Origin of the sequence: Streptococcus oralis subsp. oralis, assembly GCF_002096495.1 — a bacterium.
Classification (GTDB): Bacteria; Bacillota; Bacilli; order Lactobacillales; family Streptococcaceae; genus Streptococcus; species Streptococcus oralis_CU.
In genome coordinates this window covers 152082-176710 of the sequence record NZ_NCUO01000010.1, presented here as the reverse complement: position 1 = coordinate 176710, position 24629 = coordinate 152082, and the positions used below count along the sequence as shown (strand labels likewise).

General features: G+C 43.4%; 27 protein-coding genes and 1 pseudogene. 3 read left to right on the top strand and 25 right to left on the bottom strand.

Going from position 1 to position 24629, the window contains the following annotated elements; translation table 11 throughout:
* Positions 1-13: 13 nt before the first annotated feature.
* From B7717_RS03110 to cdaA, 5 genes are all read right to left on the bottom strand, one after another.
* Positions 14-862, bottom strand: a complete 849-nt coding sequence (locus tag B7717_RS03110) for a DegV family protein (RefSeq protein ID WP_061420530.1) — start codon at positions 860-862, stop codon at positions 14-16.
* Between the two features lie 2 nt (positions 863-864).
* Positions 865-1239 carry a DUF1149 family protein gene (locus B7717_RS03105; RefSeq protein ID WP_001050092.1) on the bottom strand — a complete coding sequence of 125 codons (375 nt, stop codon included), beginning with the start codon at positions 1237-1239 and terminating at the stop codon, positions 865-867.
* A gap of 73 nt (positions 1240-1312) precedes the next feature.
* Positions 1313-2665: a phosphoglucosamine mutase gene (gene glmM, locus B7717_RS03100; RefSeq protein ID WP_084944161.1), complete on the bottom strand. Its 1353-nt coding sequence runs from the start codon at positions 2663-2665 to the stop codon at positions 1313-1315.
* A gap of 30 nt (positions 2666-2695) precedes the next feature.
* A complete protein-coding gene (locus B7717_RS03095; protein ID WP_001230929.1) occupies positions 2696-3493 on the bottom strand; it encodes a CdaR family protein in 798 nt (265 codons plus the stop codon).
* On the bottom strand, positions 3480-4337 hold the full coding sequence (gene cdaA, locus B7717_RS03090) for a diadenylate cyclase CdaA (RefSeq protein ID WP_084944160.1): 858 nt from the start codon (positions 4335-4337) through the stop codon (positions 3480-3482). The genes B7717_RS03095 and cdaA overlap by 14 nt, the downstream gene beginning before the upstream one ends.
* Before the next feature lie 136 nt (positions 4338-4473).
* On the opposite strand from cdaA, the gene B7717_RS03080 reads away from it, so the two are divergent.
* On the top strand, positions 4474-5442 hold the full coding sequence (locus B7717_RS03080) for an NAD(P)/FAD-dependent oxidoreductase (protein WP_000081039.1): 969 nt from the start codon (positions 4474-4476) through the stop codon (positions 5440-5442).
* A 31-nt stretch (positions 5443-5473) separates the two neighbouring features.
* On the opposite strand, the gene whiA is transcribed toward B7717_RS03080, so the two are convergent.
* The 10 genes from whiA to B7717_RS03030 form a co-directional block, all read right to left on the bottom strand.
* On the bottom strand, positions 5474-6385 hold the full coding sequence (gene whiA / locus B7717_RS03075) for a DNA-binding protein WhiA (protein ID WP_000011295.1): 912 nt from the start codon (positions 6383-6385) through the stop codon (positions 5474-5476).
* On the bottom strand, positions 6382-7359 hold the full coding sequence (locus tag B7717_RS03070) for a YvcK family protein (protein WP_001231053.1): 978 nt from the start codon (positions 7357-7359) through the stop codon (positions 6382-6384). Before B7717_RS03070 ends, whiA begins: the two co-directional genes overlap by 4 nt.
* Positions 7356-8246 (bottom strand): RNase adapter RapZ, encoded by an 891-nt coding sequence (gene rapZ / locus B7717_RS03065; protein ID WP_049478488.1) that lies wholly within the window; start codon positions 8244-8246, stop codon positions 7356-7358. The genes B7717_RS03070 and rapZ overlap by 4 nt, the downstream gene beginning before the upstream one ends.
* A gap of 51 nt (positions 8247-8297) precedes the next feature.
* Positions 8298-8678 carry a RidA family protein gene (locus B7717_RS03060; RefSeq protein WP_001140420.1) on the bottom strand — a complete coding sequence of 127 codons (381 nt, stop codon included), beginning with the start codon at positions 8676-8678 and terminating at the stop codon, positions 8298-8300.
* A gap of 9 nt (positions 8679-8687) precedes the next feature.
* Complete coding sequence (gene yihA, locus B7717_RS03055; RefSeq protein WP_000405203.1) at positions 8688-9275, bottom strand: ribosome biogenesis GTP-binding protein YihA/YsxC; 588 nt, start codon at positions 9273-9275, stop codon at positions 8688-8690.
* Positions 9276-9283: 8 nt separating this feature from the next.
* Complete coding sequence (clpX, locus tag B7717_RS03050) at positions 9284-10516, bottom strand: ATP-dependent Clp protease ATP-binding subunit ClpX (protein WP_002879862.1); 1233 nt, start codon at positions 10514-10516, stop codon at positions 9284-9286.
* 31 nt (positions 10517-10547) lie between these two features.
* Positions 10548-10718: a hypothetical protein gene (locus B7717_RS09670; RefSeq protein ID WP_000442252.1), complete on the bottom strand. Its 171-nt coding sequence runs from the start codon at positions 10716-10718 to the stop codon at positions 10548-10550.
* Positions 10718-11224 carry a dihydrofolate reductase gene (locus B7717_RS03040; protein WP_000162306.1) on the bottom strand — a complete coding sequence of 169 codons (507 nt, stop codon included), beginning with the start codon at positions 11222-11224 and terminating at the stop codon, positions 10718-10720. The genes B7717_RS09670 and B7717_RS03040 overlap by 1 nt, the downstream gene beginning before the upstream one ends.
* 118 nt (positions 11225-11342) lie before the next feature.
* A complete protein-coding gene (cmk, locus tag B7717_RS03035; RefSeq protein WP_000849409.1) occupies positions 11343-12017 on the bottom strand; it encodes a (d)CMP kinase in 675 nt (224 codons plus the stop codon).
* 9 nt (positions 12018-12026) lie between these two features.
* A complete protein-coding gene (locus B7717_RS03030) occupies positions 12027-12536 on the bottom strand; it encodes an SAG1386/EF1546 family surface-associated protein (RefSeq protein WP_000410193.1) in 510 nt (169 codons plus the stop codon).
* Positions 12537-12581: 45 nt separating this feature from the next.
* Between B7717_RS03030 and B7717_RS03025 the strand changes: the two genes are divergently transcribed.
* Complete coding sequence (locus B7717_RS03025; protein ID WP_002874767.1) at positions 12582-12785, top strand: ferredoxin; 204 nt, start codon at positions 12582-12584, stop codon at positions 12783-12785.
* Between the two features lie 75 nt (positions 12786-12860).
* Here B7717_RS03025 and B7717_RS03020 read toward each other — a convergent pair.
* The 6 genes and pseudogenes from B7717_RS03020 to B7717_RS02990 all read right to left on the bottom strand — a co-directional run bounded on the left by B7717_RS03020 (position 12861) and on the right by B7717_RS02990 (position 20171).
* Positions 12861-13845 (bottom strand): annotated as a pseudogene (locus B7717_RS03020) (glycosyltransferase family 2 protein).
* Positions 13829-14848, bottom strand: coding sequence for a UDP-glucose 4-epimerase GalE (galE, locus tag B7717_RS03015; RefSeq protein ID WP_084944158.1), 1020 nt, complete (start codon positions 14846-14848; stop codon positions 13829-13831). Before galE ends, B7717_RS03020 begins: the two are co-directional and overlap by 17 nt.
* A 303-nt stretch (positions 14849-15151) precedes the next feature.
* On the bottom strand, positions 15152-16255 hold the full coding sequence (locus tag B7717_RS03005) for an NAD(P)/FAD-dependent oxidoreductase (protein ID WP_000754638.1): 1104 nt from the start codon (positions 16253-16255) through the stop codon (positions 15152-15154).
* Between the two features lie 16 nt (positions 16256-16271).
* On the bottom strand, positions 16272-17069 hold the full coding sequence (locus B7717_RS03000) for a Nif3-like dinuclear metal center hexameric protein (RefSeq protein WP_084944157.1): 798 nt from the start codon (positions 17067-17069) through the stop codon (positions 16272-16274).
* Positions 17056-17733 (bottom strand): tRNA (adenine(22)-N(1))-methyltransferase, encoded by a 678-nt coding sequence (locus B7717_RS02995; RefSeq protein WP_084944156.1) that lies wholly within the window; start codon positions 17731-17733, stop codon positions 17056-17058. The genes B7717_RS03000 and B7717_RS02995 overlap by 14 nt, the downstream gene beginning before the upstream one ends.
* Before the next feature lie 101 nt (positions 17734-17834).
* A complete protein-coding gene (locus tag B7717_RS02990) occupies positions 17835-20171 on the bottom strand; it encodes a cation-translocating P-type ATPase (protein ID WP_084944223.1) in 2337 nt (778 codons plus the stop codon).
* Positions 20172-20303: 132 nt separating this feature from the next.
* Between B7717_RS02990 and B7717_RS02985 the strand changes: the two genes are divergently transcribed.
* Positions 20304-21053, top strand: coding sequence for a lysophospholipid acyltransferase family protein (locus tag B7717_RS02985; RefSeq protein ID WP_070657413.1), 750 nt, complete (start codon positions 20304-20306; stop codon positions 21051-21053).
* 42 nt (positions 21054-21095) lie between these two features.
* On the opposite strand, the gene B7717_RS02980 is transcribed toward B7717_RS02985, so the two are convergent.
* The 4 genes from B7717_RS02980 to B7717_RS02965 are packed head-to-tail and all read right to left on the bottom strand — an operon-like array spanning position 21096 to position 24602.
* Positions 21096-21788 (bottom strand): alpha/beta hydrolase-fold protein, encoded by a 693-nt coding sequence (locus B7717_RS02980; RefSeq protein WP_084944155.1) that lies wholly within the window; start codon positions 21786-21788, stop codon positions 21096-21098.
* Entirely contained in the window at positions 21769-22779 is a 1011-nt protein-coding gene (locus tag B7717_RS02975; RefSeq protein WP_084944154.1) for an ABC transporter substrate-binding protein, read from the bottom strand. Before B7717_RS02975 ends, B7717_RS02980 begins: the two co-directional genes overlap by 20 nt.
* 19 nt (positions 22780-22798) lie before the next feature.
* Positions 22799-23554 carry an ABC transporter ATP-binding protein gene (locus B7717_RS02970; protein WP_000364130.1) on the bottom strand — a complete coding sequence of 252 codons (756 nt, stop codon included), beginning with the start codon at positions 23552-23554 and terminating at the stop codon, positions 22799-22801.
* Between the two features lies 1 nt (position 23555).
* On the bottom strand, positions 23556-24602 hold the full coding sequence (locus B7717_RS02965) for a FecCD family ABC transporter permease (RefSeq protein WP_084944153.1): 1047 nt from the start codon (positions 24600-24602) through the stop codon (positions 23556-23558).
* Between the last annotated feature and the right edge of the window lie 27 nt (positions 24603-24629).

The following is a 24629-nucleotide window of genomic DNA, read 5'->3' as shown; positions in this document are numbered from 1 at the left end:
CTGTAAGAACAATTTAGACGATTGGTGTATAGCTCAAGGCGATACTACCTTCTCCAAGGTGGGTCCCAATAACACTACCAAAGGTTTCAATTGGAATTTCAGCAGTCACACCACTCTCCATCAAAAGCTGACGTAAATCCGCTGCCTTTTGAGGAGCGTTCCCATGAATGACTGTTATACGGTAGTCCCCATCTTTTGTCAACTCCTTGATGATTTCCACCAAACGTTTGATTGCTTTCTTTTCTGTACGAACTTTTTCGTAAACTTCAATCACTCCTTGGTCATTAAAGTAAAGAATAGGCTTGATACTGAGGAGATTCCCTAAGATGGCTGCCCCATTTGACAAACGTCCTCCTTTAACCAAGTGATCGAGGTCATCTACTATGATAAAGGCTGAATTATCAGCAATTTGAAGAGCTAATTTCTCCTGAATCTGAGCAAAATCATCGCCTTGTTCTGCCCATTCAAAGGCACTCTCCACCATAAATCCTAGAGGGGAACTTGTGATATGGGTATCTGGAAAGGCAATGGTCAAGCCATCATATTCATCCAACATGTATTGGATGTTCTGATAAAAGCCTGAAATTCCTGACGAAAGAAAGAGTCCCAAGACATGGGTATAGCCTTCATCTTTCAAGGAACTTAGAATCTCATCCAATTTGGCAATACTTGGTTGACTAGTTTTAGGCAATTCTCCAGACTGAGCCATTTTTTGATAAAATTCCTCAGCAGTCAGATTGACACCTTCGACATACTCTTCCCCATCAATATTGACAGGAATATCCAAGATAAATAGATTCTCTCTTTGCAGCGTCTTCTCCTCTAAATAGGCTGAAGAATCTGTAATGACAGCTAATTTCATGACTAAAACTCCAAATTGATCCCTGGAAGATCCAAGGCAATTTCTGTTACTTCATACGTCAAACGATTGAGCATGTTCAAACATGGACGTGCCAAGGTTTCGACTTCTTCTTGGTTAAATTCGCTTGGTTCGTTGACAATACGACCTTCCACATGGTTCACTTGGGAAATTGTTCCGCTGATGACAAATTTGTCAAAGACAATCATAAAGCTCAAGATAACGACTAAAGAAGTCACTTGGTTTTCTTGGTCATGTTGGAGTAACTGAAAGTTCACGTCTACCTTGGTTTCAGGAGCTCCATTTTCATTTTCCCATTCAAAGTTACGAGCATCAAAGTGATACTGGCTAACAAATTCTTGTTCTCGTTTAAGATTCATTTTTCTCTCCCATTGCTACAATTTACTATGCAATTGTACCACATTTTTATCATTTCATCTAGTTTTCTAGGCTTTAGTCAATTCCAATTTCATCTTTAACAACAGCAGCAATCGTATCTACGTAGTAGTTAACTTCTTCTGTTGTTGGGGCTTCTGCCATGACACGCAAGAGGGGTTCTGTTCCACTTGGGCGGACAAGGATACGACCGTTCCCTGCCATTTCTTCTTCCATCTTTTCGATGATTGTCTTGATGGCTGGTACTTCCATAGCCTTTTCTTTCATGGCATTTTTCACTCGGATATTGACCAGTTTTTGTGGGTAAATCGTCACTTCTGATGCCAGTTGAGACAAGCTCTTGCCTGTTTCTTTCATGATTTTAGTCAATTGGACAGCTGATAATTGACCATCACCAGTTGTATTGTAATCCATTAAGATAACGTGACCAGACTGTTCACCACCAAGATTGTAGCCTGATTTTCTCATTTCTTCAACGACATAGCGGTCACCAACAGCAGTCACTGCCTTGTTAATACCGGCACTCTCCAAGGCCTTATGGAAGCCAAGGTTAGACATAACGGTTGTCACGATGGTGTTTTGAGCCAACTGGCCTTTTTCAGAAAGATATTTTCCGATGATGTACATGATCTTATCACCATCGACGATGTCACCATTTTCATCAACAGCAATCAAACGGTCACTATCTCCGTCAAAGGCCAAACCAATAGCTGACTGGCTTTCTTTGACCACTTCTTGAAGAGCTTCTGGATGTGTAGAACCCACATTCAAGTTGATATTCAGACCATCTGGTGTCTCCCCAATAACAGTTATTTGAGCCCCAAGGTCTGCAAAGATTTGACGAGCACTCGTAGACGCTGCACCGTTGGCTGTATCCAAGGCCACTTTCATTACTTCAAGAGGAGTTCCAGTTGAAACAAGGTAGCCTTCATACTTACGTAAACCTTCTGGATAGTCCACTAAGGTTCCCAAGCCTTCGGCACTTGGACGAGGAAGGGTGTCTTCTGTAGCATCCAACAAGGCTTCGATTTCTGCTTCTTTTTCATCATCAAGTTTGAAGCCGTCCCCACCAAAGAATTTAATTCCATTATCAAGGGCTGGGTTGTGACTAGCGGAAATCATGACACCTGCACTGGCTCCCTCAGTTTTAACCAAGTAAGCTACTGCTGGTGTTGCAAGGACACCGAGTTTGTAGACGTGAATCCCTACAGAGAGGAGACCTGCCACTAAGGCAGATTCTAGCATTTCTCCTGAGATGCGTGTATCACGTCCTACAAAGACTTTAGGGGCTTCTGTTTCGTGTTGGCTAAGAACATAACCACCAAAACGTCCCAGTTTAAAGGCCAATTCTGGCGTCAGTTCTACGTTTGCTTCTCCACGGACTCCATCGGTCCCAAAATATTTACCCATTTTATTTATCATCCTTTTCTACTATTTTGTTTAGTCCTGTTTAGACGAGTCTGGTTTCGTTTCTGAACTCGTTGAAGACGAACTGCTGGTTGAAGAGCCCGTTGACGAGGTCGTTGACGAAGAACTCGAGCTAGACGATACTGTTTTGGTTGTAATTTTCATTGTAGTGTCAAATGGCATAATGACGCTTGGCAAGACATTTCCATTTTTATCGACTGCTTGTAGAGGAACAGAAGCCGAATAATTACCTGTTATCCGTTCACTCGTTGGCAAGATGGCAATGACACGATCTACTCTAGAGAGAGTTTCCTCATCACTAATAACCGTTACTTTTTCATCTGATACAGTGACTGTATCAATTTTCACACGAGAATCAATCTGACTAGGGTCAATCTCCGGCACAACGATTACATTATCACGTTTTGCTTTTTTACCAACCTTGACTGTTATCTTTTGCGGTGTCGCAACAGCCGTCAAACCACTCGGTAAATTTTCAATAGTCAGGGGAACTTCGATGGTTCCTACACTGGCATTGGTTAAGTCAGCTTTGACCTTGAATTTCCGAGTGCTTTCCTGCATCTCACTCGCCAAAGCAACTCTGTTTGACCCAGTCAGAAAGACGGTCACTTCAGATGTAAAACCACTGATAAAGTACTGAGCACTGTCATACTGAATATCGATTGGGACATTAAGAACCGTATTGGTATAGGTTTCTGTCCGCACCTGTCTAGCACTATTGCTATTCTGATAGTTTGTTGAAGTCGCATAGATAAAGAGGATGCAGGCGAAAAAGAAGGAAGAAATAATATAAAGACTATTTTTTCTCATGTTTCAATCCTCCTAGCAAACGCTCTTTCAAACCTTGTTTTTCCTCTGATGCTGGAAGCAAGATTCTTCTTAACTCCGATTCAAACTCTTCCAAGGTCAAATCATGCTTAAAGACTCCATTATAGGTGATTGAGATTCCACCTGTTTCCTCAGAAACCACAAAGGTAAGAGCATCTGATACTTCCGACAAACCAATCGCTGCCCTGTGACGTGTCCCAAACTCCTTGGAAATTCCCGTATTTTCAGTCAGGGGTAGGTAGGCTGAAGTTACGGCAATCCGATCTTCTCTGACAATGACCGCTCCATCGTGTAAGGGAGTATTGGGGATAAAGATATTAATCAATAACTCAGAGGAAATTTTAGCATCTAGAGGAATCCCAGTTGAGATGTATTCCTGCAAGGTTCTCACTCGCTGAACTGCTACCAGAGCACCAATCTTACGAGGACTCATGTACTCGACTGATTTGACAAAGGCGCGAACCATTTGCTCTTCCGCACTAATAGGCGCATTGGAGAAGAAATCAGTAGCTCGACCCAATCGTTCCAAACCAGTCCGAATCTCTGGTGAAAAAATAACCACCGCTGCAATGACCCCGTAGGTGATGATCTGATTAATCAACCAGGAAATGGTCGTCAAACCAATCATATTGGACAGAATCTGACCTAAAATAAAGACCAAGACTCCCCGCACCAAAATCATGATTTTGGTCCCTGCAATCGCTTTGGTAAAATGATATAAAATATAAGTCACAATGAGAATATCTATCAGATTGATGACTATCGTCCAAGGACTTGAAAACAAACTCGTCCAGTATTGTAAATTGGATAATTGTTGAAAATTCATCCCTGGCCTCCTCCCTGTCGAAACACTTTCTGTACCATTATACCATTTTTTGCCCATTTTTTCCCTATCCTACCTCATTTTAAATTAAGCAAAAATATGATAAAATAAACTGATTAGAAAAAACGAAGGAGAAATCATGTCTCAACTCTATGATATTACCATTGTCGGTGGCGGTCCTGTCGGGCTCTTTGCTGCCTTTTACGCCCACCTACGCCAAGCCAAAGTCCAAATCATTGACTCCCTTCCCCAGCTCGGTGGTCAACCTGCCATCCTCTACCCTGAAAAGCAAATCCTTGATGTGCCAGGTTTTTCAAACCTAACTGGGGAAGAACTGACCAATCGCTTGATTGAACAGCTAAACGGCTTTGAAACACCTGTTCACCTCAACGAAACCGTTCTTGAAATTGAGAAGCAAGATCAAGGATTCACCATCACAACCAACAAGGGAAGCCATCTGACCAAAACAGTCATCATTGCTATGGGTGGAGGTGCCTTTAAACCACGTCCGCTCGAATTGGAGAACGTTGAGGACTATGAAAATATCCACCACCACGTTTCCAACATCCAACAATACGCTGGCAAGAAAGTAACCATCCTTGGTGGGGGAGACTCAGCAGTGGACTGGGCTCTGGCTTTTGAAAAGATTGCCCCAACCACTCTCGTTCACCGCAGAGATAATTTCCGCGCCTTGGAACATAGTGTGCAAGCCTTGCAAGAATCATCTGTGACCATCAAGACACCGTTCGTTCCTAGCCAACTTATCGGAGATGGAAAAACACTCGATAAACTAGAAATCACCAAAGTCAAATCAGATGAAACCGAAACTATCGAAGTAGACCACCTCTTTGTCAACTATGGTTTCAAATCATCTGTTGGCAATCTTAAAAATTGGGGTCTGGATCTCAACCGTCACAAGATTATCGTCAATAGCAAACAAGAATCCAGCCAAGCAGGTATCTATGCTATCGGCGACTGCTGCTACTATGAAGGTAAGATTGATTTGATTGCGACAGGACTGGGTGAAGCTCCAACAGCTGTTAACAATGCCATTAACTACATTGACCCTGACCAAAAAGTACAACCCAAACACTCGACCAGTTTATAAGAAAAGAACCACGGATCAACGATTCGTGGTTTTATAGTTCATCTGCAATCTTGTTTATTTTTCTGAGTCTGTGGTTGACACCACTTTTGGTCAGGGGATTGCTCAGGCTATCCGCCAACTGCTGGATAGAGTAGTCTGGGTGCTGGATCCGTAAGCGAGCCACCTCCTGCAAATCCACTGGTAAATTTTCCAAACCCATTCTATCTTTGATTTTACTGATATTATTGATAGTCTTCATGCTGGCAGAAACTGTCCGAGCGATATTAGCTGTCTCGGCATTATTGGCTCGATTGAGATCGTTACGAGTTTCACGCAAAATCTTGACGCGCTCAAAGTTATCACGCGCCTGCATAGCCCCAATCACGATCAAGAAATCCATGATGTCCTCTGCACGCTGGAGATAGGTAACTGCACCTTTCTTTCGCTCAATAACCTTGGCATCCAACAAAAACTGCTGAAGGAGAGAGGCTAGTCCATGGGCGTGGTCCAGATATACAGAACTGATCTCCAACTGGTACTTGCCAGACTCCGGATCTCGGATGCTACCATTTGCCAGAAAGGCCCCACATAAGTAAGCACGACCAGCCTCTTCATCTGCTAAGATATCGGGATCAATACCCGTCTCCAAACCAAAGAAGGAATCCGCAAGTCGCAAATCAGCTAAAAGCTCCTGCACCCTCTCATCTGTATAGACCGTATAGACACGATTCTTGCGAAGATTGCTTCTCTGATGGTGACGAATTTCTGACTTGATCTCATAAAAATGGAGAAAGGACTCATAAAGGTGCCGAGCTAACTTAGCATTTTCAGTTACGACTGACAAGGTCAAGCCCGAACTAGATAGACCGATACTGCCAGACATCTTGATAATGGCCGATAGTTCATAACGACTGAGATGGTGTTGACCAAGAATTTCCTCTTTTACTGCAACTGTAAAACTCATTTTCTCACCTGTATAATGCGCATCAATTCATCTACAATCAAATCGCCATCATGGAAGGCTCCTCCATTTTCCAAACGAAGGAAGTTGGATGAAATCACACGAGGGACCTGCTTGCAAAGACCAGCAAAATCATGCTCTACCTGAACCAAATATTCATCAAAACGGTTGGTATCCATGTATTCTCTAGGAACCTTCTCGATATTAACCAAGACCGTATCAATAAATGGCCTACCTAAGTGTCGATGGAGGACTTCCACGTGGTCACTGTCTGAAAAGTGCTCTGTTTCCCCACGCTGGGTCATGATATTGCAGACATAGGCAATCTCAGCCTTAGTCTCCAAGAGAGCCTGCCCAATCTCCTCAATGACAATATTGGGCAAAATCGATGTAAAGAGGGAACCAGGCCCCAAGACGATCATATCACTCTCTAGGATAGTATTGACCACTCGACGGCTGGCTTGGGGCGTTTCATCATCCAAGGTATTGGTCACATAGACATGGTCGATCATGCCGGGATGATCTGCAATGTGGCTCTCACCTGCCACCTCAGAACCGTCTTTAAAGACTGCATGCAGTGTCAAAGGCTGATCGCTTGAGGGGTAGATTTTTCCTGTTGTGTGGAAAAAGAGACTTAGCAGCTGCATGGCATTATAAGTGGACCCTTGCATTTCAGAAAGCCCTGCTATAATGATATTTCCTAGAGGATGACCTGCAAAAGCACCAGCGTCTTCTGAAAAGCGGTACTGAAAAACCTTCTCATAAAATTTAGGCATATCCGACATGGCTACCAGGACATTGCGAAGATCTCCTGGTGGTGTCAGCTGTTGGATATTCTTTCTTAGTTCACCAGAAGAGCCGCCATCATCAGCTACCGTTACGATGGCTGCGATATCAACATCCTTTTCTCGCAAGCTTTTCAAAATGACGGGGATACCTGTTCCTCCACCAATTACCGTTATCTTTGGTTTTCTCATGAACGGTTTACCGTTTCCTTTCTTCTGTCTTTGTCACGATGGCTTTCATTGACAGACCAGTTTTTAGCAAGGTCCTCAGCTATGCGTTTGGCAAAGGCAACACTACGGTGTTGTCCACCTGTACATCCTACTGCAATGGTTAAAACAGACTTGCCTTCTTTTTTGTAACTTGGCAAAATGGGTTCAATCAAGGCGAGTAAGTGCTGATAGAAACTTTCAGACTCTTCATGATTCATCACATAGTCATAAACTGCTTGATCCTCACCTGTCTGATTACGGAGTTCAGGGAGGTAGTATGGGTTTGGTAAGAAACGGACATCAAAGACCAAGTCTGCATCGATAGGAATACCATACTTGAATCCAAAAGACATGACTTCGATACGGAAAGACTGGGCTTGTTCTTGGTCCGAAAATTGCTCAGCAATGGTTTTACGAAGTTCACGCGGAGTAAGTTCTGTCGTATCCACCACATTTTGGCTCATGTTTTTCAAAGGTGCCAAGAGCTCGCGCTCCAGCTTGATGCCGTCCAAAATCCGACCATCCGCTGCTAGAGGGTGACTCCGTCTGGTTTCCTTGTAACGGGCCACCAATTCCTTATCTTTTGCATCCAAAAAGAGAATTTTGAAATCCAAATCATCTTGGTTTTCCAATTCATCCAAAACTGCCTGAATCTCTGAAAAGAAGGAACGGCTCCGCATGTCCACAACCAAGGCCAGTTTGTGGTCATCATCCTTGGTCTCTACCAACTGCAAAAACTTTGGCAAGAGGGCTGGTGGCATATTGTCAATAGTGAAATATCCCAAATCCTCGAAGGACTGAATGGCTACTGTTTTCCCTGCGCCACTCATCCCTGTCACAATCACCAGGTGAAGTTGTTTCTTTGTCATCTATCTCTCCTTATATCAAAAAAAGTTTGGCAGAGCCAAACTTCAACTAGCTTATCCAATCTCTGCGATCACTTCAATTTCGACTTTTACATCACGAGGAAGACGTGCAACCTCTACAGCTGAACGAGCTGGAAATTCCTCTTTAAAGGCAGTCTGGTAAACCTCGTTAAAAGGAACAAAGTCATTCATATCGCTCAAGAAGCAAGTTGTTTTAACAACATGGTCAAAGTCTGTTCCTGCTTCTGCCAAAATAGCGCCGATATTTTTCAAGACTTGTTCTGTCTGTTCTTGGATCGTTTCTCCTACAATTTCTCCAGTTTCAGGAGATAGGGGAACTTGACCGCTAGCAAACAAAAGATTGCCAACGATTTTCCCTTGAACATATGGTCCGATTGCTTTTGGAGCTTTGTCTGTATGAATTGTTTTTGCCATTTCTTTCCCTCACAATTTTTCTAATATTGCATCCCAAGCCTGATCCATCCCTGCCTTGCTGACAGATGAAAAGAGGATGAAGTCGTCACTTGGGTCAAAGTTTAATTTCTTTTTGATTGCTGATTCGTGCTTGTTCCACTTACCGCGAGGAATCTTGTCCGCCTTGGTCGCAACGATGATAACCGGAATCTCATAATACTTGAGAAATTCGTACATCTGCACATCATCTGCTGACGGGTCGTGGCGGAGATCCACCAAACTGACAACCGCACGGAGATTTTCCCGAGTCGTTAGGTACTCCTCAATCATGCGCCCCCATTTTTCACGTTCCTTTTTAGAAACGCGGGCATAGCCATAACCTGGTACATCCACAAAACGCATCTTGTCATCAATGTTGAAGAAGTTGAGTAACTGGGTCTTCCCAGGTTTTCCTGATGTACGAGCAAGATTTTTGCGGTTCAACATGGTGTTGATAAAGCTAGACTTGCCGACATTTGAACGCCCTGCAAGGGCAATCTCTGGCAGTTCATCCTGCGGATAGTGGGACTTGTTTGCCGCACTGAGCAGGATTTCAGCATTGTGTGTATTGATTTCCATAGTCACCTCTAGGCTGTTTCTAGAATGGGTTTTTCCGTTCCATCAACAGCTTCTTTTGTGATGCGGACCAATTTCACATTTTCCTGACTCGGTACTTCAAACATAACATCTAGCATGGTTTCTTCGATAATAGACCGAAGACCACGCGCACCAGTTTTGCGTTCGATAGCCTTATTGGCGATTTCTTGAAGGGCTTCATCTTCAAATTCCAACTCAACATCATCATAAGAAAGCAAGGTTTGGTATTGTTTCACCAAGGCATTTCTTGGCTCTTTCAAGATGCGAACCAAGTCATCGACCGTCAATTGCTCAAGAGCAGCAAAGACAGGCAAGCGTCCAATCAACTCAGGGATAATACCGAATTTTTGAATGTCTTCTGCGATGATTTCTTGCATGTAGGAGCTGTTTTCGTCAATCGCCTTGTTATTTTGGCCAAAACCGATGACTTTTTCTCCCAGACGTTGTTTAACGATTTCTTCGATGCCATCAAAAGCACCACCTACGATAAAGAGGATATTTTTAGTATCCACCTGAATCATCTCTTGTTGTGGATGTTTGCGTCCTCCTTGAGGCGGCACGCTAGCGACAGTTCCCTCGATAATCTTGAGAAGGGCTTGTTGCACACCTTCACCCGAAACGTCACGTGTGATAGACACATTCTCGCTCTTCTTGGCAATTTTGTCAATTTCATCTACGTAGATAATCCCACGTTCTGCACGTTCGATGTTAAAGTCAGCAGCCTGCAAAAGTTTGAGGAGGATATTTTCCACGTCCTCACCCACATACCCAGCCTCAGTCAGAGCTGTCGCATCTGCAATAGCAAAAGGCACATTCAAGCTCTTAGCCAAAGTCTGAGCCAAGAAGGTTTTCCCAGAACCAGTTGGGCCAATCATCAAGATATTTGACTTCTGCAAATCCACATCTTCTGACTCTTCACGAGTATCGTGGAAATTGATGCGTTTGTAGTGGTTGTAAACTGCCACTGCCAAGGCACGTTTAGCACGATCCTGACCGATCACATAGTGATTTAGGATATTGAGGAGCTCGATTGGTTTTGGTACTTCAGACAAATCTGCCAAGACTTCCTCAGCCAACTCCTCCCGAATGATTTCCTGGGCCAATTCCACACATTCATTACAGATAAAGGCATTGTTCCCAGCGATTATTTTCTTTACTTCTTCTTGGCTTTTGCCACAAAATGAGCAATAAACCATCATATCATTTTTCCTATTTGTAGGCATGATTTCCTTCCATTCTAATTTATCATTCTATCTAAAATAAGGTCATATAAAAAGCGTGGACACTGTTTACCAGATTGGTAAAAGCATTCAACCAGAGTAAGGCAGACAGTCCATAGCGCTTCTTACGAAAAGCCTGTGCTCCAGTCAAAATACAGATCACACACAAAAAAGCTGTAAAAAATCCAAATATACTGCGCTCCATTAGACTTCCTTTCTATCTCGGTATTCGATGGTAAAATCATAGTCGTTTTTCTCATCTCGGGTGTAAGATTTGCTTGCTACTGTCTCAAAATGAGACAAGTCAAACTCCTCAGGGAAATAGGTATCTCCCTCCACCTGAGCATGAATCTGTGTCACGATGATTTCATCTAAATAAGGCTCAAAAGCCTGAAAAATCTGCTTTCCGCCAATGATATAGAGATTTTTTTCCTGACTCTGATACCACGCTAAAACAGACTCCACATCTTGAAATACGAGCGCCCCATCTATGACTTCTTCGCTATTTCGCGTTAAAATCAGGGTTTGCCGTTTTGGAAGCAGACGACGTCCCATACCATCAAAGGTCACTCGTCCCATCAGTATAGCATGATTTAAAGTTGTTTCCTTAAAATGTTGCAACTCTGCTGGCAAATGCCAAGGGAGACGATCTTCCTTCCCAATCACACCTTTTTCATCTTGGGCCCAAATGGCTATGATTTTCTTTGTCATGCTTCCGTCCTTTTTATTGATACTACTATTTTATCAAAATTCTCCCAAAAAGGCTGTTTTGAAACGCGCGCAAAAGAGAGAAAAGGAGCAGGCTTCATTCAGCCTGCTCCTCTCGCCCTTAGGACATATATTTTTTTGCTTCTGATTCGATTTTTTCAACCACTTCTTGGATACTTAGTCCAGTTGTGTCAAGGTAAACTGCATCCTCAGCCTGTTTGAGAGGTGAGGTTTCACGATGACTGTCCTTGTAGTCACGCGCAGCAATCTCTTCTTTCAACGTTTCCAAATCTGTCTCAATGCCTTTGGCAATATTTTCCTTGTAACGACGCTCTGCTCTTTCTTCAACAGAAGCCACTAGGAAAATCTTGAGTTCAGCTTGTGGTAAAACAACTGTCCCGATATCACGCCCATCCATGACGATACCACCTTGCTGAGCAATCTCTTGCTGGAGCGAAACCAGTTTCTCACGCACTTCAGGAATGGCAGCAATGCTTGAAACCTTGTTGGTCACTTCATTTTCACGAATCGGATGCGTAATCTCAACATCCCCTACAAAAACAAGTTGCTCACCTGTTTCTGAACGACCAAAACTAATGGGGTGTTGGTTAAGAAGCTCAAGAAGTTGGTCTACATTTCCTGCATCCAACTGGTGCTTGAGCGCTATATAAGTCGCAGCACGGTACATAGCACCTGTATCGAGATAAGTGTAACCAAAATCTTTAGCGACAATCTTTGCGACCGTACTCTTACCACTCGAAGCTGGACCATCGATAGCAATTTGAATTGTCTTCATGACCGACTCCTATCTTGTCTTAATCACATCACCTGGGTTGGCAAACCAAGATCCAGATGACATGTGAGAAGGATTTAGGGCTTCTAGCTGGGCAATGGAAATCCCTGCACGTTGAGCAAGAGCTGCTTCTCCCTCTCCAGGCTGTACTGTAAGTGTTCCTTCACCCTCTGTAGTATGTTCTTCCGAACTGCTCTGTGAAGGTGTTGATTCAGAAGAAGTTGTTTCCTCTACCTTGCTACTTGAAGATGATGATTCTTCCACTTTAGAACTTGAACTTGTAGAAGGAGACGATGCATCATAGAAGTCCTTCAAAGATGATGTACGATTGCTTCCACCGGTTGATAGGTAAATCAATACAACTACCATCGCTACAACAATTACAAAGAAGAGGCTAGCTAGAACTGTCAAGACACGATTGGCAACTACGCCTTTCCCTTTTTGTTTCCGGTGTCGACGCTCTGATCTTGTTTCTTCCTCATTGTTTTCGTAAATATCTTCTTGCCACGGTTCCTTTTCCATACCTTACTCCTTGTTTTTTTTTCATTTTCTTATTACAATATAAATATGAAAGTCACACTTATACCCGAACGGTGCATCGCCTGCGGGCTTTGCCAAACCTATTCTGAACTCTTTGATTACCATGATAATGGAATCGTTCGATTTTACGATGATCCAGTTGAATTGCAAAGAGAAATCGCTGAGACCAGCGATGTTCTGGAGGCCATCAAAAATTGTCCTACACGTGCACTTCTAAAAGATCCATCGTAGGAAGCAGGGAATGAATGTTATTGATTTTTTCTCATTTTTCCCACACCTACTAGTTTAGCATATTTCTAGGTAAAATTATAGTCTTTTTTGGTTATTTTTTTCCTTCAACAATAGAAAGGTCACTTTTTTCTTTGACGAGATAGAGTGGTCTTTTTTTGGTTTCTAGGTAAATCTTACTGATATACTTACCGAGAATCCCAATTGTCAGGAGTTGAATCCCTCCAAGAAAGAGAATGACAGCCATCAAAGACGTCCAACCAGATGTCGGATTTCCCAAGATAAGAGTCCGAAACACTACAAAAACTGTCATCACAAAAGAAAGAAAACAAGATAGAAGTCCCGCTACAAAAGCTATACTCAAGGGAAAATCTGAAAAATTGAGAATTCCTTCAATCGAGTAGAAAAAGAGTTGTCTAAAACTCCAACTGGTCTTGCCAGCCTGTCGTTCAACGTTTGGATAATCAAGATAGTGCGTTTTAAAACCCACCCAGGCAAAGAGTCCTTTAGAAAAACGATTGGATTCGGTCAGTGTTAAAATAGCATCTACCACAGACCTTCTCATCATACGAAAATCACGGACACCTGAAGGTAGAGCCACTGGGCTAATTTTTTGCATGAGGCGGTAAAAGAGGTTCGCACAGAAACTGCGGAAAAAGGGTTCTCCCTCCCGACTAGTTCTCCGTGTCCCAATACAGTCCAAGTCTGCATTTTGGTCTAGTAAGGATTTCATCTCAAGTAGCATACTAGGAGGATCCTGAAGGTCTGCATCCATCACGACCACCAAGTCTCCAGTTGCATGCTGCAAGCCTGCGTATAAGGCTGCCTCTTTCCCAAAATTTCGTGAGAATGAGACATAACGGACCGCAGGATTTTGCTCCCGATAGGCCTTCAAAAGCTCCAAGGTCCCATCGCTTGAGCCATCGTCTACAAATACATATTCGACCTCTGCTCCCAAGTCAGGAAGCAGAGCTTCCACAGACTGATAAAAAAGAGGAAGTACTTCCTCTTCGTTTAGACATGGGACAATGATCGAAATCATCATCTTAGTCTTCAAATCCATTTGGATGCTTGCTTTGCCAACGCCATGCGTCTTCACACATTTGGGTGATGTCGAGTTCTGCTTCCCATCCCAGTTCAGCCTTGGCTTTTGCAGGGTCTGAGTAACAGGCAGCGATATCACCTGGGCGACGTTCTACGATGCGGTAAGGAATAGGACGTCCCACTGCTTTTTCCATGTTTTGGATAATTTCAAGAACGGAGTAACCTTTACCAGTTCCAAGGTTATAAATGTTTAGACCTGAACCTTTTTGGAGTTTTTTCAAAGCTGCAACGTGACCTTTGGCTAAATCGACAACATGGATATAGTCACGAACCCCAGTTCCATCTTCTGTATCGTAATCATCTCCAAAGACTTGTACTTGTTCTAGTTTGCCAACTGCTACTTGTGAAACATAAGGCAAGAGATTGTTTGGAATTCCGTTTGGATTTTCTCCCAAGTCTCCACTTTCATGCGCTCCGATTGGATTAAAGTAACGAAGCAAGACCACATTCCATTCTGAGTCTGCCTTGTAGATATCGGTCAAAATTTCCTCTAACATGAGCTTAGTACGACCGTACGGGTTGGTCACTGAAAGCGGAAAATCTTCTAAGATTGGAACTGTATGAGGATCTCCGTAAACTGTCGCAGAAGAACTGAAGATGATGTTCTTACAGTTGTTTTCTTCCATGGCTTTCAAAAGGCTGACAGTTCCAGCGATATTATTGTCATAGTAGGCAAGAGGGATACGGGTTGATTCGCCAACAGCCTTCAAACCAGCAAAGTGAATCACACCAGTCGGTTCTTCCTGCTTGAAAATATCTCTGAGAGTATCTGTGTCACGGATATCTGCCTCATAGAAAGGCACCTCAACTCCTGTGATTCTCTCAACAACTTCTAAACTCTTACGATTGCTATTGACAAGATTATCCACTACAACCACTTGATGACCTGCTTGGATCAACTCAATAACAGTGTGGGTTCCAATAAATCCGGCACCACCAGTTACCAAAATCTTTTCTTTCATCTTTTTTCCTCGATTCTCGGATTATTTTTTCTTATTTTATCATTTTTGATAGGGAATGTCATTTGCCATCCTAGAGGGGAGGCTAAAATTTCAGTAAAATGCTTATACTCTTCGAAAATCTCTTCAAGCCACGTTAGCTTCGCCTTGCCGTGGGTTGGTATGGTTACTGACTTCGTCAGTTCTATCCACAACCTCAAAACAGTGTTTTGAGCTGACTTCATCAGCTCTATCCACAGCCTCAAAACAGTGCTTTGAGCAGCCTGTGGCTAGCTTCCTAGCTTGCTCTTTAATTTTCATTGAGTATCATTCGCTTTTTACTCGTTTGACATAGTTTGCAATTGGATAGTTTACTGGGTCCAAGGTCAATTCCTTGTCTTGGATCAGTTGAGCTAAGTGGTAACCAATGATAGGCCCAGTTGTGAGGCCTGATGAACCTAGGCCACTAGCCGCATAGACACCTGCTAAGCCAGGTACTTCCCCAAAGAAAGGCGAGAAATCACTGGTGTAAGCACGAATTCCCACACGCTCACCCGATGATTTCGCTCCTGCCAAGGCTGGATAGTGAGGCAAGGCCGCATCCTCCATTTGCTGGAGCAAGGTTTCATCCACCGTCAAGTCAAATCCCATGTCGTTTTCATGGGTAGCTCCTAAAGACAATTTCCCACCTGCAAAAGGGATCAAATCCCACTCTCCTTCCGGCATGACAACAGGGTAAGATGCTAGGTCTTCGGAGAGTTGATAATCTCGGAGCTGTCCCTTTTGGGGACGAACATCTACCTCATACCCTAAAAGCTCCAAAATGTCACCCAACCAAGCTCCCGTCGCTAAAATAACCTGATCAAACAAGTCTTCACCAATCTGATAGCCGGATGCTAAAGGTGTCAGACTCACTTTTTCTTTGACCAGCTTGACTTGACTGGCTTCTAGCAAACGAGTTACTAAGAGGTGACCATCTACTCTCGCTCCACCAGAAGCATAGAGCAGGCGGTCGAATCCCTGCAAACCAGGGAATAATTCATCGGCAGATGCTTGATTCAGAACATCTAACTGGCCTATCAAGGGAGATTCTTCTCTACGCTGGAGGGCTAGTTCATAAAGTTCTTCTAGTTTGGATTCATCCTTTTTCAAGAGAAAAACTCCTGAGCGTTGGTAAAAGTCGATTTCCTGACCAGACTTTTCTAAATCAGCCAACAAATCCACATAAAAGTCAGCTCCCAAGCGCGCCATCTTGTACCAGGCTTTATTACGGCGTTTGGAAAACCAAGGACTGATAATTCCCGCTGCTGCTTTGGTAGCCTGACCTTGTCCATGGTCAAAAACGGTCACCTCTAGGTCACTTTCTTTAGAAAGGTAGTAGGCAGCAGTTGCCCCTACAATCCCTGCTCCAATAATGGCAACTTTTTTCATTGTCTTCACTTTCTAACTAGATATGGTGGAAAGGATTGGTCGATGCTTGACTAGGTAAAATATCAATGTCCCAGCCTTTCTCTTCCTTCCATTGAGTAAGAAGTGCTGCGACTCTTTCCACAAAAAGCACTTCTATATAGTGACCTGGATCCAATGCCAACAGGCCATCAGACAACATATCCTGAGCTGTGTGATAGTAGATATCACCAGTGATATAAATATCTGCCCCCTTTGCCAAAGCATCCTTATAGAAAGATTGACCACTACCGCCACAGATGGCCACTCTTGAAATAGGCTTCTGCAAATCACTCTCTTGATAATGCACCATTCGAAGGCTATCTAGACCAAAGACTTGCTTGATATGCTGAGCAAATGCTCCAAAAGTCTGTGGTTGAATGTCACCAATACGCCCAATCCCACGTTCTGGACCTGTTTCCTGGAGATAAGTCGTCTCCTCAATGCCTAGCATCTGGCAGAACCAGTCATTGAGACCATTCTCAACGATGTCAATATTGGTGTGACTGATATAAACGGCGATGTCATGCTTGATAAGGTCGATGTAAATCTGATTTTGCGGACGGCTGGCTACCAAGTCCTTGATGGGACGGAAAATTGGCGCGTGCTTGACGATAATCAAATCCACACCCTTTTCAATAGCCTCTGCCACCGTCTCTTCACGAATATCAAGGGCAACCATGACCCTTTGGATATCCTTGTCCAAAGTTCCAATTTGCAGGCCACGGCTATCTCCCTCCATTGAAAATTCCTGAGGGCAAAAGGCTTCATATGCGTTAATTACTTCACTTGCTAACATGGAGCACCTCCTTGATGGCTTGAATTTTATCTACTAGAACTTGACGTTCCTCCAGATTTTTTTCTGGGATTTGGCTAAGAGCGAACTCTAGCTTAGTAGCTTCTTTTTGCCATTTTTTGATAAAGACTGAGCTGACTTCTTTGGACAAGAAAAGTCCAAAGCGAACATCACTGGTTGATAGCTTCATTTGTCCTGCTTCCACAACTAGAATTTCATAAAACTTGCCAGCTTCTTCTAGGATGCTTTCTGCTACGATTTGAAAACCGTGGTCTTGTAGCCAGATGCGCAAGTCGTCTTCACGATTATTGGGCTGGAGGATTAAACGTTCTACATTCGCAAGCTTGTCCAAGCCTTCTTCTAGGATCGTTGCAATCAAGCGCCCGCCCATACCAGCAATAGTGATGACCGATACTTGATCAGATTCTTCAAAAGATGCCAAACCATTGGCTAAACGGACTTGGATTTTCTCCTTTAGACCGTGAGCCTCAACATTCTTAACCGCAGACTGGTAGGGTCCTTCTACGACCTCACCAGCAATAGCACCTTCAATTTGGCCTCTTTCGACCAAATCGATAGGTAGATAAGCATGGTCACTCCCCACATCTAGTAAAACGGCCCCCTGTGGCACAAAGGAAGCTACCAATTCTAATCTCTTTGAAATCATCTTCTCTCACTTTCCAAAACTCTATTGCCTTTTATTATACCATATTTTAGCTAGCAATCTTGCACCTAAAAAGACCGCAATCCACAGATTGCAGTCTTTCTTTATTTTCTGGCTTGGTAACGACTGGTTAGAATGAAACTCACAGTAAAGACAGCCATCATGACAAGGTAAACAGGAAATGTTTGTCCTGTAAGTGTCGAAATTTCAAGCAGTTTCTGGATTCTTGGGAAGAGAGCTGTGGCTAGGAAGCCTCCTACCGACCAGACAATCAAGAGGACACGCCAGAGGGTAAATGGCATGCAGGCTCTAAATACGGATAAGAAACCGATAGACCCAAGAAGATAATAAAGTAGGCTTGAGATTTCTATCTCAGACCATCCTTGGCTCGTTCCAAATATTTTCACAAAAAGAACGCTGAAGACGATCATAAGTGCACTTGGTAGGGCACGAAGCATAGACCTTCTGAGGAAATTTGGCTCAACCGGCTTGATATTTCGCTCAAAAGTCAAGACAAATGGTGGGAAACCTTCCACAAATTGGTCAATCATGGTAATCTGGATCGGAATGAAAGGGAAAATCAAAATCCACTCAGACCGTCCTAATAAAACACTGGCAATACAGATGGCTGCTAACAGGAAGGAATAGATAGTTTTAATCAAGAAAATCGGTGCAATATGGGCAATGTTATTGACCACCCGACGGCCTTCAAAGAGAATCTCAGGAACATCATTAAAGTCTGAGTTCAAGAGAACTAGATTGGCAATCTGACGAGTCGCCGGATCCCCTTCAGCCATTACGATCGAACAATCCGCCTCACGAAGGGCCAGGATATCATTGACTCCATCCCCTGTCATGGCCGTTGTGTGCCCCGCTTTTTTCAGCGTTTGGATGATGAGTTTCTTTTGATGAGGGGAAACACGACCAAAAATTGCTGTTCCCTCAGCCATGGCCATCAATTCCTCATCCGTGATTTTTGAGCAATCAACATAGCTGTGATAGTCTGCAAAGCCAGCCTTCTGGGCAATGCTGGAAACCGTAACTGGATTGTCCCCAGAGATAATTTTTAGTCCCACTTCTTGAGAACGGAGATAGTCCAGTGTCTCAGCTGCTCCTTCTCGAATGGGATCCAAGATCTCCAGCAGTGCCAAGGCTTGAATATCAGATGGTTTTTGTGGTTTGTGGTGTTCTAGTTTTTCGTGACTGAGAGCCAAGACCAAGACACGAGAACCTCTCTCCAAGGCCTCTCTGGCTTCTGGGACTTCAGAGTCCAGCAACATCTCAGGCGCACCTAAGAAAACCGTTCCTAGCCCTTCTAACTCCATAGCCCCCCACTTGCGGTCGCTAGAGAAGGGAAGATTCGAAAGCATGCGATAGGCTATTTCTCCCACAAAACGCTGGCGAATAGCCTGGGCTGTTGGATTTTTATCCTCACTGTGAGCTATGTAGCTGGTCAGAATGTTAGTAATAGCCTCTTCACCATACGTTTCCGTCAGCGGAAGAACTGCCTCCACCTGCATCTTTCCTTGAGTGATGGTTCCCGTCTTGTCCAGACAGAGCATATCCACGCGCGCCAAGGTCTCAACAGAGTACATCTCCTGCACCAAGACCTTTTTCAAGCCCAGCTTGATCACCGCAGTCAAGAGCGAAGTGATGGTCAAAAGGGCAATTCCCTTGGGCAACATACCCAAAAGTGCTGTCGAAGTATTCACTACAGAAGACTTGAGGGGCAAGCCTTTTAACATCAAGGCTTCTAGGAGGAGAGCTAGACCAAAGGGAATGATAATCTTCCCAGTAAAGCCTGCTAGCTTGTCCAGTGATTTCATGATACGAGAGTTGATGGGTTTCACTGTCTTAGCTTCCAGCATGAGTTTGGAAGCATAGTTGTCTGCCCCGACATGGTGAACTTGAGCCAAAACTGCGCCACTGGCTAGGAAACTCCCTGATAAAAGCAAGGCATCCACTTCTTTTTGCACCAAATCACTCTCACCCGTCAACATGGCTTCATTGACTTCCGCAAATCCTCCCAGAACCAGAGCATCACTAGGAATCTGCTCCCCAGCAGACAAACGAATGACATCTCCTAGAACCAACTCTTCTGGATCGAGAGCAACTTCTTGACCCTCACGAATGGTTTTGACTTTTTCCTTGGTCATGAGATTGAGCTTGTCCACCATGTGTTTGGCCCGGAGCTCGGTCACAATCCCAGAAAAAGCATTAAAGCAAATAACGGCAAAGAAGACCAGATTGCTCCAAGCCTGAACAAAGGCCAGCGCTAGGGCAATAGCAAAGTTTAATGCGTTAAAAAGTGTAAAAACATTTCGTTTGAAGATTTGCCAAGTACTGGTACTGGCTGAAGCGGTAAAGTCATTGACCAAACCTTGAGCCTGTCTTTCCTTGACTTCTCTTTGGGTTAATCCCATAATCTTATTTTTATCCATAAATTCTATCATATCATTTTTTTTAAAAGAATTCTAATCCCATCTAAAACTGTTGGCTGATAACTGAAAAAGTTTGCCAGTAGTCTTTTGATAAGGTATAATAATAAAAGCAATACAATCGAAGGAGATCTCATGTTTTATACTTATTTGCGTGGACTAGTCATGCTGATCTTGTGGTCCATCAATGGCAATGCCCACTATCACAATACTGATAAAATCCCTAGCCGAGACGAAAACTATATCCTCGTCGCTCCTCATCGTACTTGGTGGGATCCTGTATATATGGCTTTTGCGACCAAGCCAAAACAGTTCATCTTTATGGCCAAAAAAGAACTGTTTAACAACCGTATCTTTGGCTGGTGGATCCGTATGTGTGGCGCCTTTCCTATCGACCGAGAAAAACCTAATGCCTCTGCCATCAAGTACCCTATCAACGTCCTCAAAAAAAGCGACCGCTCTCTCATCATGTTCCCAAGCGGGAGCCGTCACTCAAACGATGTCAAGGGTGGAGTTGCCTTGATTGCCAAAATGGCCAAGGTACGTATCATGCCGGTCACCTACACAGGTCCCATGACCTTAAAAGGTTTGGTTAGCCGTGAACGTGTGGATATGAACTTTGGAAATCCTATCGATATCTCAGACATCAAGAAAATGAATGATGAAGGGATTGAAATGGTTGCAGACCGTATCCAAGCAGAATTCCAACGTTTAGACGAAGAAACCAAGCAATGGCACAATGATAAAAAACCAAATCCACTCTGGTGGTTTGTCCGCATCCCTGCCCTCTTCCTTGCTGTGATTGTTGGTATCCTAACGATTATCTTTACCTTCTTCGCAAGTTTTATCTGGAATCCAGATAAGAAGAGAGAGTCTCTTGGTTAAAAAATACAATTATCCCTTGGCAAAAGCCAAGGGATAATTCTTTTATTCGATTTTCCATTTTTGGGCCAACCAGCAGGAAAAGGCTAGAAAGCGCTCAGCCACTTGCTCATGATGTCCATAAGGATCAAAGACAAACTGACCAGTCGGATATCGTTGCTGAAGACTGGTATGGATCTGCTCAGCGTAGACTGGTGCTTGAGCCAAGCGATTGGTATGATGGGCTCCTTCTGTTTGACCATTCTGTAAATACAGCAAACAGTCCAAATTTTTCACCTTTTCTTCCTTACAGAAAGAAACAAAATCAGGAAACCAAAAGGAACCACAGATAGAGAAGATACAGGAGACCTTGTCAAAATAGAAAAGACTGTATACTGCCGCCAAACCACCTAATGAGTATCCTCCATAGGCAAGGCGATTTTTGTCCAGGCGATAAAGCGACTGCAACCTGTCTAAAAGACCTCCAAATAAATGACCATGATAGGCCTTCGCCTGACCGCCAAAATCTGGAGCTCCATCTCTCAGAGCAGATGCCTTCCATGGAGTGTAGTCATCTAGGCGATTTTCAGAAGTCAAACCCACTAAAATCACAGATTCTGAAAGGGAAGAGAGGAAATCCAAGTTTCCATCATTCAAGAGAATCGCTGGATAGGTTTGGTTGGGATCATAGGCCGAAGGAAGGCTGACCTTGACTTGGATTCCCTCCCAATCAAACTCATTATTTATTGATAAAGTCATTGATTTTCTCAAGGGAATCAATTACTGCTGGACCATAATCCATCAACTCATCGTAAGAAATGGTCATGATTTTTTGATTCTTAATTGCAGGAACGTTTTCCAAAACTTCATTTGCTTTCATCAACTCTACTGCGTTGGCATCCAATTTTTTATTGCGGTCGCTGGTTACATAGATAATCAACTCAGGATCCATTGACACGAGATTTTCCAAGGTCAAGCCTGATGTTCCCGTTGCAACGTTGGTATAACCAAGTTGATTCAACAAGCTTTCTTGCAAAGCAGACTTGTAGGCACCAAAGGTTTCATCATTATAAGCAACCATAATCAAAGCCTTTTTCTTTTCACCTTGGCTTGTTGGATTTGCTTTCTTAACAGCGTCAATTTTAGCTTGTAATTGGGCTGCGTATTCATTAGCCTTGTCCTGAACATTGAAAATCATTCCAAGATTTTTGACATCTTCTACAATATTTCCCAAATCTTGCTGAATTGTTGAGAGAGAAGCTTTTTGCGTATAAACTGGGATTTTGTTTTCATTCCAAGCGCTAACTGTTCCCAAGGATTTTTCTGAAAACATCATGTTTCGACCCATCACCGCATCTGGCTCATAAGAAAGGACTGTCTCTTGAGAGACTGTTTTTTTATCACCAATTTGAGGAATGGTCGCAATCGCGTCCTTGTATTTGTCTGTTACAGCATTGTCAGGGTTGAGCATGCCAGCAATTTTATCCTTCAAGCCTAACTCCAATAAGATTTCAGTGGTTGAAAGATTGTTGGTGATAACTTTTTCAGGTGCCTTGTCAAAGACTTGTTCGACTTCATTTCCCTTAATATCATAGGTTTTAACCGTTAACGGATAAGTCGTCTCTGTGCTGGCCTTTTGACTTGTTTCTGTGCTAGACTGTGTGGTAGCTTTTTCTGTAGTAGTGTTACCACAAGCTGCCATGGTTAAGGTAGCTACTGTTACGAGTAAAATGCTTAGTGTTTTTTTCATCTTATTTTCCTTTTTACTTTTATAAATAGTGAATCATGGCTTGCTGATCCTCGGTCCAAGTCACCTGACTTTGAACTCCGTATACAGTTTGCAATGACTCAGGGGTGATGGTCTCCTTTGGAGTCCCTTGGTAAAGGATTTCTCCCTCTTTCATCAGATAGAGATAATCCGAATAGCGACAAGCAAGTTGAATATCATGTAGGACAGCTAAAACATTGACCTTGAGATTCTTCACAATTGCCAACAAGTCTAACTGGTACTTGATATCCAGGTGATTGGTAGGTTCATCCAGGAGCAAGAGAGTCGGTTCTTGCGCCAAGGCGCGTGCCAACAAGACTCTCTGTTTCTCGCCCCCTGACAAGGACGAATAGAGACGAGTTTTCTTCTCAAGCATATCCACCTTGACGAGAGCATCTTGAACGAGGGCATAATCCCTTTCCTTTTCCTTCTGTAAAAAAGAGAGGTGGGGAGTTCTGCCCAACAAGACGATTTCCTCAACTGTACAATCAAACTGCAATTGATTAAACTGGGTGACAACTGCCATTTGCTTGGCTGTTTCTTTGAGTGACCAATGCTCCAGTGGCTTTCCATCTAGGCTTATCAAGCCTTTGTCCGCCTTTTCCTGACGATAGAGGAGTTTAAGCAGGCTGGTTTTTCCACTTCCATTTGGCCCTAGTATCGTGTGAAATTGATACCCCTCAACCTTAAGAGAAACTCCTTTGAGGATTTTTTTCTCTCCTAGTCCAAAGTGGACATCCTGACAAATCAAGTCCATATCAGGCCCTCACCTCCCTTCGCCTACCTCCAACAATGTAGATAAAGAAGGGAGCACCTACTAAGGCTGTGAAAATACCAATTGGAAGCTCAGCATTTGGAATAATGACACGAGAAAGTACATCTGCCCAGACGACAAAGAGGGCACCCAGTAAGGTCGCAACGGGAAAAAGTCTCCTGTAATTCGTTCCTACTAACCCTCGAGCTAAATGTGGAGTAATCAGTCCAACAAATCCAATAATCCCACAAGTTGCCACCAAGACAGCTGTCAGCACAGCCACCATGGTCACATAAAGATACCAATAGAAGCGTAAGGGAATTCCCAAAGTTAAAGCAGCCTCATCTCCCATCATCATCGCATTAAAAACACGATACTGAGTAGCGAAAAATAGAAAGACCATTCCTACTACTATAGTTGGCAGAACCAAGTCTGCCCAAGTAGTCCCGGCAAGCGATCCCATGGTCCAAAACTTAATGGTCATCACACTGTCCGCATTAGCGCCAACTGAGATAATAAAGTTGGAAAAGGCTAGAAAGAGAGCGTTGACCACCGTTCCTGATAAAATCAGACTAGAAGTCGTCATCCTGCCCTGCATAGAGGCAATGATGAGGACAGCGATTGTTGCCAAAATAGCTCCAAGGAAAGCTCCAAGGCTAATCATCACTTTTAAACCAAGAATGATGCTCAAAGTTGCCCCTAGAGTTGCACCCGCAGAAATTCCTAAGACATAAGGCTCTGCGATGGGATTGTTCACTGTAGACTGCATCACGCTACCACACATAGAAAGACCAGCCCCTACTATCAGACCTAACAATACTCGGGGGAATCTCATGTTCCATACAATGGCAAGAGTAGACTTGGAAACCTCTCCTATCTCAAGAGGAAATCCCAATCTGCTCAAAATGATCCGATAGGTATCTCCTAAGTCAATCGCTACGGATCCCATAGAAACAGCTAGAAAAAGTGAAATCCCTAAAATACCTAGCAAAACACCTAAAAGTAACACAAATTGTACGTTCTGTCGGCTTCCAGAAAATTTGGAAAGCATGAAAACCTCCTTAAACAAAATTAAAAA